This window comes from Arthrobacter sp. OAP107 (assembly GCF_040546765.1).
Lineage (GTDB): Bacteria > Actinomycetota > Actinomycetes > Actinomycetales > Micrococcaceae > Arthrobacter.
On the sequence record NZ_JBEPOK010000001.1, the window covers coordinates 5,355,674 to 5,373,280 of the forward strand.

General features: G+C 66.1%; 17 protein-coding genes and 1 rRNA gene. 12 read left to right on the plus strand and 6 right to left on the minus strand.

The genetic code is table 11. The features are described 5' to 3' along the window. Positions 1 to 15 precede the first annotated feature (15 nt). On the minus strand, positions 16 to 579 hold the full coding sequence (locus ABIE00_RS24610) for a TetR/AcrR family transcriptional regulator (RefSeq protein ID WP_354263214.1): 564 nt from the start codon (positions 577 to 579) through the stop codon (positions 16 to 18). Beyond that, entirely contained in the window at positions 576 to 2,552 is a 1,977-nt protein-coding gene (locus ABIE00_RS24615; RefSeq protein WP_354263215.1) for an MFS transporter, read from the minus strand. Before ABIE00_RS24615 ends, ABIE00_RS24610 begins: the two co-directional genes overlap by 4 nt. 211 nt (positions 2,553 to 2,763) lie before the next feature. Here ABIE00_RS24615 and ABIE00_RS24620 point away from each other — a divergent pair, with 211 nt between their 5' ends. The 6 genes from ABIE00_RS24620 (at position 2,764) to ABIE00_RS24645 (ending at position 9,218) form a co-directional block, all read left to right on the plus strand. Continuing rightward, positions 2,764 to 3,879, plus strand: a complete 1,116-nt coding sequence (locus ABIE00_RS24620) for an iron-siderophore ABC transporter substrate-binding protein (protein ID WP_354263216.1) — start codon at positions 2,764 to 2,766, stop codon at positions 3,877 to 3,879. Between the two features lie 23 nt (positions 3,880 to 3,902). Beyond that, complete coding sequence (locus ABIE00_RS24625) at positions 3,903 to 5,012, plus strand: FecCD family ABC transporter permease (RefSeq protein ID WP_354263217.1); 1,110 nt, start codon at positions 3,903 to 3,905, stop codon at positions 5,010 to 5,012. 62 nt (positions 5,013 to 5,074) lie between these two features. Next, complete coding sequence (locus ABIE00_RS24630) at positions 5,075 to 6,208, plus strand: FecCD family ABC transporter permease (protein ID WP_502914300.1); 1,134 nt, start codon at positions 5,075 to 5,077, stop codon at positions 6,206 to 6,208. Beyond that, on the plus strand, positions 6,208 to 7,035 hold the full coding sequence (locus ABIE00_RS24635; RefSeq protein WP_354263218.1) for an ABC transporter ATP-binding protein: 828 nt from the start codon (positions 6,208 to 6,210) through the stop codon (positions 7,033 to 7,035). The genes ABIE00_RS24630 and ABIE00_RS24635 overlap by 1 nt, the downstream gene beginning before the upstream one ends. Positions 7,036 to 7,115: 80 nt before the next feature. Then, positions 7,116 to 8,120: a siderophore-interacting protein gene (locus tag ABIE00_RS24640; RefSeq protein WP_354263514.1), complete on the plus strand. Its 1,005-nt coding sequence runs from the start codon at positions 7,116 to 7,118 to the stop codon at positions 8,118 to 8,120. Positions 8,121 to 8,387: 267 nt separating this feature from the next. Beyond that, positions 8,388 to 9,218, plus strand: coding sequence for an SGNH/GDSL hydrolase family protein (locus ABIE00_RS24645; protein ID WP_354263220.1), 831 nt, complete (start codon positions 8,388 to 8,390; stop codon positions 9,216 to 9,218). On the opposite strand, the gene ABIE00_RS24650 is transcribed toward ABIE00_RS24645, so the two are convergent. Beyond that, positions 9,215 to 9,499, minus strand: a complete 285-nt coding sequence (locus ABIE00_RS24650) for a YciI family protein (RefSeq protein WP_331574721.1) — start codon at positions 9,497 to 9,499, stop codon at positions 9,215 to 9,217. The genes ABIE00_RS24645 and ABIE00_RS24650 overlap by 4 nt on opposite strands. Before the next feature lie 97 nt (positions 9,500 to 9,596). On the opposite strand from ABIE00_RS24650, the gene ABIE00_RS24655 reads away from it, so the two are divergent. Both ABIE00_RS24655 and ABIE00_RS24660 read left to right on the plus strand, forming a co-directional pair. After that, a complete protein-coding gene (locus tag ABIE00_RS24655) occupies positions 9,597 to 10,082 on the plus strand; it encodes a MarR family winged helix-turn-helix transcriptional regulator (RefSeq protein WP_331574722.1) in 486 nt (161 codons plus the stop codon). 63 nt (positions 10,083 to 10,145) lie between these two features. Further along, the gene (locus tag ABIE00_RS24660) at positions 10,146 to 10,907 is read left to right on the plus strand and encodes an SGNH/GDSL hydrolase family protein (RefSeq protein ID WP_354263222.1); all 762 of its coding nucleotides are present in this window, start codon (positions 10,146 to 10,148) and stop codon (positions 10,905 to 10,907) included. A gap of 32 nt (positions 10,908 to 10,939) precedes the next feature. Here the strand turns inward: ABIE00_RS24660 and ABIE00_RS24665 are convergent, their stop codons facing one another. Genes ABIE00_RS24665 through ABIE00_RS24675 form a run of 3 tightly spaced genes read right to left on the minus strand, consistent with a single transcriptional unit; the run spans position 10,940 to position 13,777 of the window. Further along, the gene (locus ABIE00_RS24665) at positions 10,940 to 11,806 is read right to left on the minus strand and encodes an FAD:protein FMN transferase (protein WP_354263223.1); all 867 of its coding nucleotides are present in this window, start codon (positions 11,804 to 11,806) and stop codon (positions 10,940 to 10,942) included. Next, positions 11,790 to 12,314, minus strand: a complete 525-nt coding sequence (locus ABIE00_RS24670; protein WP_354263224.1) for an FMN-binding protein — start codon at positions 12,312 to 12,314, stop codon at positions 11,790 to 11,792. The genes ABIE00_RS24665 and ABIE00_RS24670 overlap by 17 nt, the downstream gene beginning before the upstream one ends. Beyond that, positions 12,311 to 13,777, minus strand: a complete 1,467-nt coding sequence (locus ABIE00_RS24675) for a ferredoxin reductase family protein (RefSeq protein WP_354263225.1) — start codon at positions 13,775 to 13,777, stop codon at positions 12,311 to 12,313. The genes ABIE00_RS24670 and ABIE00_RS24675 overlap by 4 nt, the downstream gene beginning before the upstream one ends. A gap of 463 nt (positions 13,778 to 14,240) precedes the next feature. On the opposite strand from ABIE00_RS24675, the gene rpmB reads away from it, so the two are divergent. The 4 genes from rpmB (at position 14,241) to ABIE00_RS24695 (ending at position 17,118) form a co-directional block, all read left to right on the plus strand. Then, positions 14,241 to 14,477 (plus strand): 50S ribosomal protein L28, encoded by a 237-nt coding sequence (gene rpmB, locus ABIE00_RS24680; protein ID WP_003798559.1) that lies wholly within the window; start codon positions 14,241 to 14,243, stop codon positions 14,475 to 14,477. Beyond that, positions 14,477 to 14,644 (plus strand): 50S ribosomal protein L33, encoded by a 168-nt coding sequence (rpmG, locus tag ABIE00_RS24685; RefSeq protein WP_003798558.1) that lies wholly within the window; start codon positions 14,477 to 14,479, stop codon positions 14,642 to 14,644. Before rpmB ends, rpmG begins: the two co-directional genes overlap by 1 nt. Before the next feature lie 4 nt (positions 14,645 to 14,648). Beyond that, entirely contained in the window at positions 14,649 to 14,954 is a 306-nt protein-coding gene (rpsN, locus tag ABIE00_RS24690; RefSeq protein WP_003798555.1) for a 30S ribosomal protein S14, read from the plus strand. A 636-nt stretch (positions 14,955 to 15,590) separates the two neighbouring features. After that, positions 15,591 to 17,118 (plus strand): 16S ribosomal RNA (locus ABIE00_RS24695). Positions 17,119 to 17,607 lie beyond the last annotated feature (489 nt).

A 17,607-nucleotide genomic window follows, 5' to 3' on the forward strand; every position in this document is an offset into this window, starting at 1 on the left:
GCCGAGCTTGCGAGGTCAGGGGGCGGTTGGGGAGGCGTGCGCGGCCGTGCAGGCGTCGATCTGGGCCTGGACGATCCCGCCGTAGTAGGCCACCAGTTCGTCAAAATCCCAGCCATCGAAGAGCCCCAGGGTCCGCACGGTTTCACCGAATCCGGTCATCAGCGCGGTGACCGTGGAGGCATAGCGGCGCTCTGGCGTCGCATCCCCGATCAGCTTCGCAATGCTGCCGAGGTAGCGTTCGCGCAATTCGTTCCGCGCCGCTTCGGGATCCGGGGCATCGTGAACGTTGATCGGTATGATCGCCCACGGTTCCTGCATGCCGCGTTCCCGGCGCATCAGCACGCGGAAGACGAGCGCGCCGCCAAGTTCGGACGCCGGGACGGTCAGTTCGGTGAGCAGTGACTCGTCCGGCTGCACCGCGGCGAACAGCTTGGCCTTGGAGATGAACAGTTTCATCACCAGGGCCGCCGACACCCCGGCTTCCGCGGCGATGTCCCGGACCGTCACGGCGCGGTAACCGCGTTCACCGAACAGCCGTCCCGCCGCGGTGAGGATGGAGTCCTGGCTGGGGCTGCTCATGCCCTCACCGGGTCCCCGCCGGTCCGGCCTGCGCCTGCCGCCTGGGCGAGGTGTTCGGCTGAAAGGTCCACGGTCATGGACCGGTTGTCGACGGCGATCTTCCGCGCCACGGCCTGATGAGTCACGGGATGAAGCATAGTCACTATGTAGCGTCCGGCGGCGGGCAGCGGAAGTGTGTACACGCCGCCGTCGTCCGTCCTGGCGGTGCCCACATGCTCGCCGGTGGCGTGGAGCAGCGTCACCACGGCGCCGGCCACGGGCTCGCCGCCGAGGGCCGCCCGTCCGCTGATTTCCAGCTGCTCGTGCAGGTGGAAATTCTGCTTCAGCGTGCGGCCGTCGAAGTCGAAGACCTCCGCCATCGGCGCCCAGCCTGCCGCGTTGGCCACCACCAGGTACTTCCCGGCGCCGGGCAGTGCCACCGAATAGTTGCCCTCGGTGTCCACGCGGCTCCAGTCCACCGGCTCGCCTTCCGTCTGGAGGACGGTGACGACGGCGGGAGTGAGCGGGCGGTGGTCGGGTGCCAGGACGCGCCCCTGCACCACCAGCTCCGCTGCCGTCGGCGCGGCGGGACGGTGCGTGGTCACGCGGGGAATGAACACGGCGGCGAGGGCCGAGGCGGCGGACGCCAGTGCGGCCATCCAGAAGACGTCCCTGAACGCATCGAACGAGGGAAGCCGGGCGGCGCCGAGCGGGATGGTCACCGAGGTCAGCACGGCGGCGACGGCGGCGCTGGAGGTGGACGTGCCGATGGAGCGGACCAGGCTGTTGAGGCCGTTGGCGGAGGCGGTCTCCGTGATCGGAACGGCACCCATGATCAGCGTCGGCATGGCTGCGTAGGCGATGGCCGTGCCGACGCTCACCACCGTGGAGCCGATGACCACCGAGGTGATGGAGTCGTAGAAGAACACCCGCCCCACATAGCCGACGATCATCACGCCCGCACCAGCCATGAGGGCTGATCTGCCACCGAAGCGCCGGATGATGCCGCCGGAAACGGGAGCGAACACCACCATGGCCAGGCCGGAGGGCACCATGCAGAGGCCGGCCGTGATGACGTTCAGTTCAAAGCCGTAGCCGGTGGCGCCGGGGAGTTGGAGCTGCTGGGTGGTGAGGAGCATGTTGGCGAACATGGCGAAGCCGATCAGCAGCGACGCGAGGTTGGTCATCAGGACCGGCCGCCGCGCCGTGGTGCGAAGATCCACCATGGGCTGGCCCACCCTGAGCTCGTAGGGGATCCAGGCAGCCAAGAGCAGCGCTGCAGCAAGGAACAGCAGGAGCACGGGCTCCGAGCCCCAGCCCCAGGCGCCGCCCTTGGAAATGGCCAGCAGCAGCGAGCCCAGCGCGGCGGAGAGCACCAGAGCCCCCGCGTAGTCGAAGCGGCCCGGGGTGCGCACCTTCGATTCCGGAACCACCAACACGACGGCGAGCAGCAGCAGCGTTCCGGCGGCCGCCGAAACCCAGAAGATCGACGTCCAGCCGAGGCCTTCATACAGGAGGCCGGCCAGCGGAAGGCCCATGGCGCTGCCGATGCCCAGGGTGGCGCTCATGAGTGCCACCGCCGAACCCATCTTTTCCTTGGGCAGTTCATCGCGCATGATGCTGATGCCCACCGGGATCAGTGACGCGGAGAACCCCTGCAGGGCGCGGCCGATGATCAGCCACAGGAAGGTCCCGCCCAGGGCGGCCATCACCGAACCGGCCACCATGATGGCCAGGCAGATGACCATCATCTTCCGCTTGCCGTACATGTCGGCGCTGCGCGACACGATCGGGGTGGCGACAGCGCTGGCGAGGAGCGTGGCGGTCACCAGCCAGGACGCGTCGTCAGGAGTGACCGAGAGGATCCGCGGAAAGTCCGGCAGCAGCGGCACCACGAGGGTCTGCATGAGCGCCACGAGCGTGCCGCTGAGCGCCAGGACCGTGGTGATGGCGGACGGGCTGCGGGTTGGCTTCGGGGCAGGGGGTGCTGTCATGTGCGGCAGGCCTTTATGGGGTTAGGGGTGCGCCCGGATAAGGGTGAACGGGCGTTTACTCCTTCGAGTGAACCATCGTTCACCCCTGGCTGGCAAGCTCCTGGGGCGTTAGGCTGGCCACTCGGGGCAATTAGGGGACGCAAACCTTTCGTAATGGTCGGAAGGATAGGCTAGCCTTACTTAGGTTTGCTTCATTCACCTAAGGAGTTCCGTGACTTCCCCCCTCTTTCCCGGCCGCCAGGCCGCTCCCGGCACTGCTGCCGCCGGTGCCACGCGCCGCTCCCTACTCAAGACCGCCGGTAAGGCCACCGCCGTCCTCGCCGCCGCGGCGCTCTCCCTGACCGCCTGCTCCACCGGCCCGGCCTCCACCGCTTCGGAAGCCAGCGCCCCCTCGTCCGCCAGCGCGCAGTTCCCGGTGACCATCAAGCACGTCTACGGCGAAACCACCATCAAGGAACAGCCCAAGCGCGTCGTCACCGTCTCCTGGGTCAACGACGACGTTGCCATTGCGCTCGGCGTGGTTCCCGTGGGTGTGCCCAGGAACGAGTGGGGCGGCAACGACAAGGGCTCCACGCCGTGGAAGGACGCCGCGCTGGAGAAACTCGGCGCCGGCTTCGGTTCGGACAACGCGCCGGTCCAGTTCTCCGAGGCCGACGGCATCAACTTCACCGAAATCGCCAAGCTCAACCCGGACGTCATCCTGGGCGCCTACTCCGGCCTGACGGAGGAGGACTACAAGAAGCTCAGCGAAATCGCCCCCGTGGTGGCGCATCCCGAGCTGGCCTACGGCACCTCCTGGCAGGACTCTACGAGCATCATCGGCAAGGCGCTGGGCAAGGAAGCCGAGGCCACGAAGCTGATCGCCGACACCGAGGCCACCATCAAGGACAAGGTCTCCGCGTACCCGCAGCTCGCGGGTAAGAGCTTCATCTACGGGAATCTCGAGCCGGCCAAGAGCGACGGCGTGAATGTGTACACGGCCAACGACAACCGTCCGCGGTTCCTCAGCGCGATCGGCATGAAGCTTGCCCCCGTGGTGGAGGAGAACTCGAAGGGATCCAAGGAGTTCTTCATCCCTTGGTCCGCGGAGAAGGCCAACGAGCTCGAGTCCGACATCTTCGTGACCTGGGTTCCAGACGCCAAGACCACCGACTCGATCAAGGCTGATCCGCTGCTGGGCCAGATCCCGGCCATCAGGAACGGCGCCATGGTCGCGGACTCGGACAACACGCTCACCCTGTCCATCTCGGCCTCGTCGCCGCTGAGCCTGCCGTGGTCGCTGGATACGTTCCTGCCGCAGCTGGCCAAAGCCGCCGACGCGGTCTGAACCCGGTTTCAAAGGCAACTCACATGACCTCGAGCACGACGCCGGCCCCCGACGCCCAGCGCGAACGGACACTTGAGGCCCCTGAGTCCGCGGCTGCAGGGCCACAACTGTCCGTTCGCGCCAAGCCTTCGCGCAGAGTCCCCGGGCCGCGCGCCGCCTGGCTGCTGGCCGCCGCCGTCGTGCTCGCTGTTGTCTGCTGCGCCTCACTTGCCGTGGGCGCCCGGGGCCTGTCCCTGGCAACGGTGTGGCAGGCCCTGACCCAGTTCAACCCGGCCGACGGAGACCACGCCGTGGTGCACGCCCGGATCCCGCGGACCGTCCTGGGCCTGCTCGCCGGTGCTGCGTTGGGCCTGGCCGGCGCCGCCATGCAGGGCGTGGCGCGCAACCCGCTGGCGGACCCGGGCATCATCGGCGTCAACGCCGGCGCGGCACTGGCCGTGGTCACCGGAATCTACGTCTTCGGCGTCTCCTCGCTGACCGGCTACATCTGGTTCGCGTTCGTCGGCGCCGCGGCTGCCGCCGTCGTCGTTTACCTCATCGCCTCCATGGGCCGGGACGGCGCGACGTCGGTCAAGCTCGCCCTGGCGGGCGCCGCGCTGAGCGCCGGGCTGTTCTCCCTGGTGAACGTCATTCTGGTCTCCAGCCAGGACACCCTGGACCGCTTCCGCTTCTGGCAGGTGGGCGGCATCGCGGGGCGCGACTGGTCCGTGGTGCTGCCCGGCCTGCCCTTCCTGGCCGTGGGGGCACTGATCGTGCTGCTCACCGGACGGGTCCTCAACAGCCTGGCGCTCGGCGACGACGTGGCCCGTGGCCTGGGCCAGAACGTGGGCCTGGCCCGGACTGTCACCGCGCTGGGCACCGTCCTGCTGTGCGGGTCGGCGACGGCGCTGGCCGGCCCCATCGGGTTCGTGGGCCTCGTTGTCCCGCACGCGGTCCGCTCCCTGACCGGCCCCGACTACCGCTGGATCCTGCCGTTCTCCGCGGTGCTCGCACCCGTGCTGCTGCTGGTGTCCGACGTCGCGGGCCGGGTGATCCTGCTTCCCGGCGAGGTCCCGGCCGGCATCATGACCGCCCTGATCGGCGCACCGGTCTTCGTCGGGCTGGTCCGCCGCGGGAAAGGGGCAGGCCTGTGACGCCGAACCCCACACACGCGGCCACAGACGAGCGCGAACGTACACTTGAGGCCCCAACCCCGATGCGCGAACGGGCAGATAACGCCCCCAAAACCCCCGAAACAGGGCCTTATCTGCCCGTTCGCCCATCGAACCGGCGGGCACTGCTGAACCGGCGCGTGCTGGACCGCATCCTGCTGAACCGGACAGCGGTCCTGGCTGCCGGCGTCGTGCTCCTCCTGGCCGCCAGCATTCTGCTGGGCAGCTACACCGTCACCATTCCCGACTTCTTCAAAATCCTTACCGCCCACTTCACCGGCCGCGAAAAGATCCCCGGCGCCAGCTTCATCGTGATGGAGGCCAAGCTGCCGCGGGCGGTCGTCGGCACGCTGATCGGCCTGGCCTTCGGGCTCTCGGGCGCGCTGTTCCAGACCATGCTCCGCAACCCCCTCGCCAGCCCGGACGTGATCGGCATCAGCTACGGCGCCAGCGCGGCCGCGGTCCTGGCCATCGTGGTGTTCGGCGCCTCCGGTGCCGCGGTGTCCGGCGCTGCCCTTGGCGGTGCGATGGCCGTGGCGGCACTGATCTACGGCATCTCCCGCAGCGGATCCCTGGGCCTCGGCGGCAACCGCGGGAACGCCGCCGGCAGCCGCCTCATCCTCGCCGGCGTCGGCATCGCCGCCGCGCTGCACGCCATGGTCAGCTTCCTCATGACGCGGGCCGACATCCGCACCGCTGCGGAGGCGCTGATCTGGATCAACGGCTCACTCAACTCCGCCAGCTGGGACCGCGCGGGCGTCCTGGCGCTGACCCTGATGGTCCTGGTTCCGGCCGCCGCCCTGCTGGCCGGGCCGCTGCGAATCCTCGAGCTGGGGGACGACGCCGCCGCGGGACTCGGCATCCGCGTGGGCGCCACCCGGCTGGGCCTGGTGCTCACCGCCGTCGCGCTGGCGGCGGTGGCGACGGCGGCTGCCGGGCCGGTAGCGTTCGTCGCCTTCCTGGCCGGCCCCATCGCCCGCCGCCTCTCCGGCAAAGCCAGCCTCCCGGCGTCGGCCCTGGTGGGCGCCCTGATTGTCCTGGCGGCGGACTTCTTCGCCGCCAATATCGCCCCGCTGCTGCTGGACGGGACCGTCCTGCCGGTCGGCGTCGTCACCGGCGCCCTCGGCGCCCCGTTCCTGCTGTGGCTCCTGGTCACGTCCAACCGAAAGGATGCCTGATGGCTGTTCTGCAAGCCCGGGACCTCACGCTGCAGTACGATCAGCGCCGGGTCGTGGAAAACCTCACTGCGGAAATCCCCGAGGGCAGGGTGACCATGATTGTGGGCGCCAACGCCTGCGGAAAATCCACGCTGCTGCGCGGCCTTTCCCGGCTCCTGAAGCCCGCCGGCGGCACCGTCACCCTCGACGGCAAGGACATCCACTCCCGCCCGGCCCGCGAGCTGGCCCGCACGCTCGGCCTGCTGCCGCAGCACCCGACGGCGCCGGACGGGATCACCGTCCGTGACCTGGTGGGCCGCGGGCGGTACCCGCACCAGGGCTTCTTCCGCAGCTGGTCGGAGAAGGACGACGCCGCGGTGCAGCGTGCGCTGGAAGCCACCGAAACGCTGGAGCTCGCCGGGCGGAACGTCGACGAACTGTCCGGCGGCCAGCGCCAGCGGGTGTGGATCGCCATGGCGCTCGCGCAGGAGACGGGCGTACTGCTGCTCGACGAGCCCACCACCTATCTGGATCTGGCGCACCAGGTCGAGGTGCTGGACCTGGTCACGGACCTTAACCGGCAGCGCGGCACCACCGTGGCGATCGTGCTGCACGACCTCAACCTGGCCGCCCGGTACGCGGACCATGTCATCGCGCTGAAGGCCGGCCAGATCGTGGCGGAGGGCGCCTCATCCAGCGTGATTACCGAGCAGCTGGTCCGGAACGTCTTCGGGCTGGAATCCCGGGTGGTGCCGGATCCGGTGTCCGGCACGCCGCTGATCATTCCCCTCGGCAGGCACCACGCCGACCCAAAAATTCCGACCACGACCCTGGAGATGGCCTCATGAGCGCAGCACAGACCGGGGCAGTGCAAAACAGCCCTGCCCGCACCTCCGTCACGGGCCGTCCCGGCCCCGCCACCGAGCCGATGACCCTGGCGTTCGATGTCACCGTCTCGGCCGTGCAGGAACTCAGCCCGAACTTCCGGCGCGTGACGTTCGGCGGCTACTCGCTGCGCGACTTTGGCGTCCACGGCGACAGCCTGGACCTGCGCATCAAGCTCATGATCCCGTCACTGGCGCCGGACGGCAGCCGGCTTCCGCTGCCCAAGTTCCGGATGGAGGAGAGCGGCTGGTACCAGGAGTGGCTGGCCATGGACCCGGCCACCCGCGGCTCCATGCGCACCTACACCGTCCGGCAGGCCCGGCTGGACGCCGTGTACCCGGAGATCGACGTCGACTTCGTGATGCATTTCAACGCCGACGGCCACGGCGGTCCCGCGGCGAACTGGGCGCTGACGGCCAAGCCGGGCGATGCCCTCACCCTGATCGGTCCGAACAACCGCGCGGCGCACTGCGTAACCGCTGAAACATACTCCGGCATCGAATGGCGGCCGGGCCTTGCCGGGCGGGTGCTGCTGGCCGGCGACGAGACTGCCGTCCCCGCGATCAGTGCCATCCTCGAAAACCTGCCCGGCTACATGACCGGGCATGCCTTCCTGGAAGTGCCGGAGGCCGGTGACTTCCTGGACCTGGAAACGGCGGCCGACGTCGAAATCACCTGGCTGGCGCGCGGCGCCCCGATCGGCAGGTCCCGGCCGCACGGCGAACTCCTTCAGGAAGCGGTGCGGGCGGCGATTCCCGTGCCGGGCTGGGTGGGTATCAAGTCCGCAGGCGCCGCCGGGCCGGAGCCCGACGACGTGAACGTGGACCAGGAGATTCTGTGGGAAACCCCGGCCCGGCTCGATGCGGCCGCGGTCAGCGCCACGAAGAACCCGGACAAGCCCGCGGGCGCCCTGCCGTTCTACGCGTGGATCGCCGGGGAAGCCGGGGTCATCAAGGAAATGCGGCGCTACCTCGTCCGCGACGTCGGGATCGACCGCAAGCAGGTGGCGTTCATGGGGTACTGGCGTCAGGGCAAAGCCGAACTCTAGGCCCTTATCTGCGCCGTTGTGCGGTCCGCCTCCGCCGCTGACTTGCCGTCGCTTAGCGGTTGGGCCCTTCCCAAACTTCGCAGGCTCAGTTCGGGGCCCTCGGGCCCGCCCTTCCTCCCGCCGCTTCCCTCGGCCGCGGGCGGCCTCGGTTCGCTGTGGTCGGCGATGCGCTCCTTAGCAAGCCAGCGACTGCGGCTCGCTAGGCCGGTCACCTCCAGTTAATCCGCCCTTTCCCTGCCGGTTTCGTTTTGTCGTTAGGGTGTCCGGGTGGGTGTTTCTCCATTGCTTCCGGACCGGGGCCGGCGGCGGGTGTTCGTTGCCCTCGGGGATTCCTTTACTGAAGGCGTGGGCGACCGCAGTTCCCGGATGCCGAATGGCGTGCGCGGCTGGGCGGACCGTGTGGCGGAAAAGCTGGCCAAGGCAGAACCCGGCTGGCATTACGCCAACCTGGCCATCAGGAGCAAGCGGCTGCGCCACATCGTGGATGAGCAGCTGGAGCAGGCCCTGGCCATGGAGCCCACGCTGATCACCCTCTATGCCGGCGGCAACGACATCCTGGACTTCGGCACGGACATGGACCAGCTCCTGACCCAGTACGAGGAACTGGTGGCCCGGCTGGCGGATACCGGCGCCACGCTGGTCCTGTTCACGGGATTCGACGTCAAGGTGTCAGCGGTGCTGGAGCCGCTGAAGAAGCGGAACACCCTGTACAACCGGCGGGTCCGTGAGATTGCGGCCAAGCACGGGGCTGTACTCGTCGACTACTGGTGTTTCGAGGCCTTCCACGACCGCAGGATGTGGGACACCGACAGGCTCCACATGTCCAAAGCAGGGCACAAATACCTCGCCGCCCAGGTCCTGGACCATCTCGGCGTGCCGCACAAGATCAGCCTCAAGGAATGGGAACCGCCGGCCAGGATGACGCTCCGCGACTGGGAGCGGCGGCAGCGCCGCTGGGTGAATGACTGGGTGCTGCCGCTGTTCGGCCGGAAGCTCCGCGGCGTCACTCTGGGCGATCACCTTAGCCCGCGCTGGCCGCAACCGGTGAAGGTCCCGCGGAAAGGCGGCCTCAAAAAGCTGATGGAGCCGCGCGACTAGTCCAGCAGGTTCTCGAACCCCGGCGCAGTGCGGTTGGCGGCGAATTCCATGACCTCGAAGTCGGCAACGCCGTGCACGCTGAACGGGTCCTTGGCCAGGGACTCATCGAGCGTCGGCCGGTCGGCCCTGGAAAGCAGGACCCCGCCTGTGCGCGGAACCTTGCGGCCGGCGGCGATGAAGACGCCCTCGTCAAAGGCATCCTTCAGCCAGTCCACGTGGGCATCCAGGTGCTGGTCCACGATCTCTTGGGCAACCTTGTAGGTCAGGGAAACTACATACATGACCGCCAGCCTACCGCCAGGGCCCCGGCCCCCGGCGACTCGCCGCCGCCGTAACCGGCCTTGAACCGTCAAGCGTCAGTTCTCCTAGGATGGAGTAATGACCGAACCGCGCTGGCTCAACGCCAATGAACGCCGGGCATGGCTTGCCCTGCTGAGCATCAACACCATGCTGCCCGCGTCGCTGGACACCCAGCTGCATGCGGCAGGCAAGGTATCGCTGTTCGACTACAACGTGCTGGCGATGCTCTCCGAGGCCGAAGGGCGCTTCCTGCCCATGAGCGAGCTGGCGGCCAGGACCAGCGCCTCGCTCTCCCGGCTGTCCCATGTGGTCACCAAGCTCCAGAACCGCGGCTGGGTGGAACGCCGGCCGCACCCCGGCGACGCCCGCGTCACCACCGCACACCTCACCGAAGAGGGCATGTCCACCATCGTGGAACTCGCCCCGGGCCACGTGGAATCGGTGCGCTCGCTGTTCCTCGACGCCCTGACTGAGCGTGATGTGGCGGACCTGGCCCGCATCGGCGAAAAGATTGTGGCCCGCCTGGACAGTAACCACTGGATCCTCCGCGAGCCGCAGCAGTAGCACCCCGCCACCGCCGCCGGGCGTTCTTGGTTGCTCCCGGCAACGGGTGGCAGACTTGCTCCCATGGATTTCACGGCCCGCTACGTCGCCCTTGGAGATTCCTTCACGGAGGGCGTCGGCGACGACGACACAATGAGGCCCAACGGGGTCCGCGGCTGGGCTGACCGGGTGGCGGAGCAGCTGGCCTTGGCTGACCCCGGCTTCGGTTACGCCAACCTCGCCATCCGCGGCCGCAAGCTGCGGCAGATCCTGGCCGAGCAGGTGGACGCCGCCATTGCGCTCAGGCCCACCCTGGTGACGCTGTACGCCGGTGCCAACGATATTCTCCGGCCCAAGATCGACATTGACGACCTCCTCGAGGACTACGAAAAAGCTGTTGGGAAGCTGGCAGCCACCGGGGCCACCGTGGTGCTGTTTACTGGATTCGACGCGCGGGGCTCGAAGGTTTTCGGCACCATGCGGGGGCGTACAGCCATCTACAACGAACTCGTGCGCGGCATCGCCGGCGACCACGGAGCCCTGCTGGTGGATTACTGGCGCTTCAACGAGTACTACGACTGGGGCATGTGGGCGAAGGACCGGATGCACATGTCTGCCGCAGGCCACGCCAACATGGCCAAGCGCGTCCTGACGGTCCTCGAACACGAGCACTCCATCGAGGTTCCGCCCATGACCCCCGTCCCGGAGCTCAGCAAGGCTGAGGCACTGCGGGCCAACGCCCGCTGGGTCCGGGAATTCGCCGCCCCGTGGGTGGTGCGGCGGGTCACGGGGAAGTCCTCCGGCGACAACCTCCAGCCCAGGTACGCCCAGCTCACCCGGCTCTAGGCAGCTCACGCGGCACCCGGTTCGGTCTGAAACTACCGCCGGAACCCGCCCGTCGCCAGCAACTCACCATTTGCCCGGACGGCCAGCGCCTCGATGTCCCACATGGCGGTGGCGCGGTTGAGCATGGAGACGCCGCCGGCCACGATGGCCGTCGCCAGCACGTCGGCGGTGACCACGTCCGCTGCCGCAACGGAAACCTGGAGGAATTCCACGGCGCCGGCGGTGGCGCTCCAGATATGATCCCCGCGCTCAGCGGAACCGGAGGTGGCCAGCGCCACCCGCCTCCCGCCGTCGGCCGTCTTTCCACTCAGCGGAGCCAGACCTGCCGGCGCAAGACTCGGCGCAGAAAAACCGCCGCCCAACGGGAAACCTGCCAGCAGGGTCCTCCGGTCCGCAGGGTCAACGATCCCCGCCCGCCAGGGCACATCGGTGCCGGGGCTGGGGGAACCGCTGACCAGCACGTCCCCGCCGGCATTCAGGCACCAGTTGGCCATGCCAAGAGCCAGTAGCGACGTTTCTGCCTCCCTGATGGCGTGCCCCTTGACGAGTCCGGAGAGGTCCAGCGCGCCGTCCGGACGTTCCGGCGTGAACGCACCCTCGGTGAGGAGCCTCCACTCGGCCGCCTCCTCGTACCGCGCCCGCATTTCCGCCGACGCCGCCGGCAGCGCGAGTTCGCCGCGCACCAGCCGGCTCGCCTCCGAATCGGGGCGGTAGAGGCTGAAGACGCTGTCCAGTTCCGTGAAAAGGCGTTCGACGACGGCGGTGGCCGCTTCCAGCTCATCCGCCGCAGCCTGGGGTGCTTTGTGCGCGTCCGTGGGAACGGTCAGGCTGCTGACAGTCCCCATGCAGGTGAAGGTCCGGGCCCGGAGCCGGTGTGCGGTCTCAGAGGTTTGCTGCATCGAGGGCCGCCTGGAGGGAGGTGAGGTAGGCATCGCTGGTCACGGTGGCGCCACCCACGGTCTGCACGTTGGCCGATTGTGCCTGGAGTACCTCGTCTCGAAGAATCGGCGCGGCGTAGTTGCTGATCTGCACGGACCGGCCCTCGGCGTCGGTCAGTTTCAGGGCCGTGACGTCGCTGATCTGCCCGGACTTCACGGTGATCTGGACCTGCACGGTACCGAAGCGGGTCTGGACCACCTCGCCGTCGTACGTTCCGCCGGCCTTGGCCGCCGCACCGGCGGCACCCGCCGCGCCGGTGGTGCCAGTGGATCCCGAACTGCCCGACCCGGACGATCCCGACGACGCTGTGCCGCTGCTGTCCGTGGTTCCCGTCCCCGACGCCGGATTTCCCGTTGGCGCGGCCGCTGCCGCGCTGCGTGTGTCGGCCATATGGACACCTGATTGCCAGCCGACCAGGAGGATGCCGGCCGAAGCCAAGGCGGCTGAAACTGCTGCTCTGATTCTCACCAGTCAAACCTTTCGTGATGGAGCCGATCTTCATGGACGCCAGCGGCACGGGCGGCGTTCAGGACGTTACCCGACCACCGCGAGGGGCCGCATATATACACATCGGCGGAGGCGATTTCCGGAACGTAGTCCGCCAGCGCGTACCCGGCGCGGTGTTCGGCGGCCGGAAGCCAGCTGTTCGGTGAGCCGGGGTCCCGTCCGCCGGTGAGGTGGAACAGGGTGGCGCCGCGCTGCCGGCAGAGTTCGAGGATTTCCTCGCCCAGGTAGAGCTCCCGGTTGCTGTGCCCGCGGAGCAGGACCGTCGCCTGGCCGGGGGCGAAAGGGGTGGTCTCAAGGAGCGCACGCAACGGCGTAATACCGATGCCCGCCCCGATCATGACCACGCGGTCCTTGCTGCGTGCTGCGGAGCTGAAGAGTCCGTACGGCCCTTCCACGGCGACCTTCGTTCCGCGCCGCAGCCTTAGCAGTTGCGCCGAGCCCCGGCCGAGATCACGAACCGTGATCCTAAGCCGCCCGTGCCCGTCGGGTCCGGTCCGCACCGGCTCAGCCGACAGGCTGAACGGATGCGGATGCCACCACAGGCCAGGGGCCAGAAAGCGCCAGATGAAGAACCGCCCGCCGTTGCCGTCCAGCAAGCCGAGCTGCAGGCCGCTCATTTCGATGTTGACCACCCCGGGGGCCACAGAGGTGACGCGCTCAACGGTGAGCTGATGCCTGAAGGTTGCCCGTACAGGCTGGATGATCCGGTAGTACAGCAGGGCGGCCCCGGTGGCGATGCAGATCGCGAGCCAGTACCAGCGCTGCCAGGTGCCAGCGGCGAACAGTCCACCCACGCTGAACTGGTGCGGCAGTGAGGTGAGAACGGCAGTATAGGTGAGCAGGTGCACTACGTACCAGAATTCGTATGGGAACCGCCGGCGGACCGCCACCAGGGACGTCACAACAACAGCGATGAAGAGGGCGAGGGAGATGAACGCGAGCCACATGTCCGGCACCAGCACCCAGAGCGCCACAGCTTCACTAACCGGGTCGAGCCCTTCTGCCATCCCGTAACCCACCGCCATGAGTAGGCCGTGGACCAGCAACAGGTACAGCGCGGGCTTCCCCAGCTTCCGGTGAAACTCCAGGGCCCGGTCGTGCCCCACCGCGCCGTCGATGAACGGGATCCTGGCCGCCAGCAGCAGCATGAGCAGCACGAGGTCCATGCCGGCAAGGCCGGCAACAATGCCCAGCGCCGTGACCAGGCCGGCGGGCGAGGCCGCCGTTGCCAGGCCGCCGTCGGCAAGCCAGAGTGCAATGGAGGCGGCCAGTGAGGACCAGGCCGCCACTGTCAGGGCATCGGCACGGAGGAGCCTGCGCCGGTGCTGGCCGTCGAAGCGGCCGGTCTCCCGAACCGGAGCAGGCCGGTGGTCCGGACGTGCCGGTGTGCCGGTCCCGGGGGAGGGCGAGGGCTGTGTGTTCATGGCTCAAGATTCCGCCTCGAGCCTTTGACTTTGCTGTGAAGAGCCTTCTTTCCGGATATGTCTTGAAAGAAGGCCCTGCCGACGTTTGGTTGGGCTGCTCCATAACACCGTTCCCCCGGATTGGTCTTTAATTCGCGTGTCTCGTAGACTTGGTTGGCGCTAGGTGGCGCGGAGCGTGTGCAATTGCTCCGGTTTGCGGTGGCTGTAGGCAGTATCCACAGTCCCTTCGGGCCGGTAGTTAGGGGCTCAAGTTGCGTGCATTCCTGTATTCGCCCAGTATCCCGGCACTTCGCAGTGGCTTCCATTGCCAGGTGTTCGTGGCTCATCGTATTCCGCCGCAGTAAACCCGGTTCGCCGGTGTTGGGGTCGCGCGGACACGTGAGGCTGGATCCGGACGCCGCCTGCCGCACGGTGAAGCAGAACTCTGCCAGCCGTTTCAATCATTTTTCAGAGGAGAGTCGTCATGGCAGCACACTGCCAGGTGACCGGAGCCGAGCCGGGCTTTGGACACAGCATTTCGCACTCGCACCGCCGCAACAAGCGTCGGTTCGACCCGAACATCCAGAAGAAGCGCTACTGGGTTCCGTCCCTGCGCCGTAATGTCACTCTGCAGGTCTCTGCAAAGGGCATCAAGACCATCGACGTACGCGGCATCGACGTTGTCGTCGCCGACATCCTGGCGCGAGGAGTGAAGCTCTAGTGGCAAAGGACAAGGACGTACGTCCGATCATCAAGCTCAAGTCGACCGCGGGCACGGGTTACACCTACGTAACCCGTAAGAACCGTCGTAACGATCCGGACCGCCTGGTTCTGAAGAAGTACGACCCCAAGATCCGCCAGCACGTCGAATTCCGAGAGGAGCGCTAAACACATGGCTAAGAAGTCCAAGATTGCTCGCAACGAGCAGCGCAAGGTCATCGTTGAGCGTTACGCTGCAAAGCGCCTCGAGCTGAAGAAGACCCTGGTTGACCCGAACGCGACTGACGAAGCACGCGAAGCTGCACGCCTCGGCCTGCAGAAGCTGCCCCGCAACGCCTCCCCGATCCGTCTGCGCAACCGCGACATCATCGACGGCCGTCCTCGCGGTACGTTCCAGAAGTTCGGTATCTCCCGTGTTCGCTTCCGCGACATGGCTCACCGTGGTGAGCTCCCGGGCATCACCAAGTCTTCCTGGTAATCCAGCACCGCTGATTCCAGCTGCTTAAGTAAGGGCCGGCAACCACATGGTTGCCGGCCCTTCTTCGCGTTAACCCGCCCTCGTTCGTGGCCACCTCCACTGGGTGACGCACCACACATAATTGAATTACGGCGTCGATCCCCGCCTTTTCGGCGCCTGGTACCTGCTTTTCCCCGGAATAACGGGGTTTTCGCTGCCATCGGAGCTGGTTTGCACCCGCACCCCGGGCCGTGTAAAGTCATTCGAGTCGCCGCCGCTGAAGCGGAAAGATAGCGACCGACCCCCTTTCTAACGGCCTGAAAAACGGTGCACTTAGCGGTGTGCCGGACACGGGTGGGGGCCTTCCTGCAAGCGGAAATTCGCGGAAACGCTGATTTGCCAAGCTTCGCGGGGTCGGGTAAGTTTGAAAAGTTGCTCCGGAGCGATCCTGAACGTTGGTTTGGGTGGTGCCGGGTGTGTCTGTTGTTTGAGAACTCAATAGTGTGCCAAGTTTGTTGATACCGATTTTTTATGAATTGGTTGATTGTGCCGGGCTGCCCACCCCCGTGGTGTGGCCTGGTGTTTTTGGCTGGTTTCAAATTTTGTGCAGCCGTTGTCCCTGTTATTTCCGGGGGTGGTGGTTGTGTCTGTTTTTCTTCAACGGAGAGTTTGATCCTGGCTCAGGATGAACGCTGGCGGCGTGCTTAACACATGCAAGTCGAACGATGGTCCGGTGCTTGCGCCGGGGATTAGTGGCGAACGGGTGAGTAACACGTGAGTAACCTGCCCTTGACTCTGGGATAAGCCTGGGAAACTGGGTCTAATACCGGATATGACTCCTCATCGCATGGTGGGGGGTGGAAAGCTTTTTTGTGGTTTTGGATGGACTCGCGGCCTATCAGCTTGTTGGTGAGGTAATGGCTCACCAAGGCGACGACGGGTAGCCGGCCTGAGAGGGTGACCGGCCACACTGGGACTGAGACACGGCCCAGACTCCTACGGGAGGCAGCAGTGGGGAATATTGCACAATGGGCGAAAGCCTGATGCAGCGACGCCGCGTGAGGGATGACGGCCTTCGGGTTGTAAACCTCTTTCAGTAGGGAAGAAGCGAAAGTGACGGTACCTGCAGAAGAAGCGCCGGCTAACTACGTGCCAGCAGCCGCGGTAATACGTAGGGCGCAAGCGTTATCCGGAATTATTGGGCGTAAAGAGCTCGTAGGCGGTTTGTCGCGTCTGCCGTGAAAGTCCGGGGCTCAACTCCGGATCTGCGGTGGGTACGGGCAGACTAGAGTGATGTAGGGGAGACTGGAATTCCTGGTGTAGCGGTGAAATGCGCAGATATCAGGAGGAACACCGATGGCGAAGGCAGGTCTCTGGGCATTAACTGACGCTGAGGAGCGAAAGCATGGGGAGCGAACAGGATTAGATACCCTGGTAGTCCATGCCGTAAACGTTGGGCACTAGGTGTGGGGGACATTCCACGTTTTCCGCGCCGTAGCTAACGCATTAAGTGCCCCGCCTGGGGAGTACGGCCGCAAGGCTAAAACTCAAAGGAATTGACGGGGGCCCGCACAAGCGGCGGAGCATGCGGATTAATTCGATGCAACGCGAAGAACCTTACCAAGGCTTGACATGGACCGGACCGCCGCAGAAATGTGGTTTCTCCTTTTGGGGCCGGTTCACAGGTGGTGCATGGTTGTCGTCAGCTCGTGTCGTGAGATGTTGGGTTAAGTCCCGCAACGAGCGCAACCCTCGTTCCATGTTGCCAGCACGTAGTGGTGGGGACTCATGGGAGACTGCCGGGGTCAACTCGGAGGAAGGTGGGGACGACGTCAAATCATCATGCCCCTTATGTCTTGGGCTTCACGCATGCTACAATGGCCGGTACAAAGGGTTGCGATACTGTGAGGTGGAGCTAATCCCAAAAAGCCGGTCTCAGTTCGGATTGGGGTCTGCAACTCGACCCCATGAAGTCGGAGTCGCTAGTAATCGCAGATCAGCAACGCTGCGGTGAATACGTTCCCGGGCCTTGTACACACCGCCCGTCAAGTCACGAAAGTTGGTAACACCCGAAGCCGGTGGCCTAACCCCTTGTGGGAGGGAGCCGTCGAAGGTGGGACTGGCGATTGGGACTAAGTCGTAACAAGGTAGCCGTACCGGAAGGTGCGGCTGGATCACCTCCTTTCTAAGGAGCACCTACAGTCTTTCCGGCCCGTGTATGCGGGTGTGGTGGGGTTGTCAGGAGTAAAGGCCCGTTGCGCAGACGGTTGTTCTGCGGCGGGTGCTCATGGGTGGAATATCAGCAAATAGGTGCCTGGTGGCACGGACCGGTGGTTAGTACGGATCCTTCGTTTTTTCTTCGGAAAGGGCGTGGTGGTCCTGGAACGCGGCCGGCACGGGTTGCCGGGTAGTGTTTGGCACACTGTTGGGTCCTGAGGCAACAGGGCCGGGGGAGGGGGTTTTTCTTCTTGTCCCGGGGTTTGTTTGTTTCTGGTTTCCTGGCTGCACCGATCGCGCGTGGTTGGCTCCTTTGGGGGTTGTGTGTGGGGTGTGTGGTACGGGGTTGTTGTTTGAGAACTACATAGTGGACGCGAGCATCTTTTATAAGAAGCAATTTCCAAGAATATGAACCTGGATCTGGCTGCGCGTGATGATGGCTGACTTCTTTGTTGGG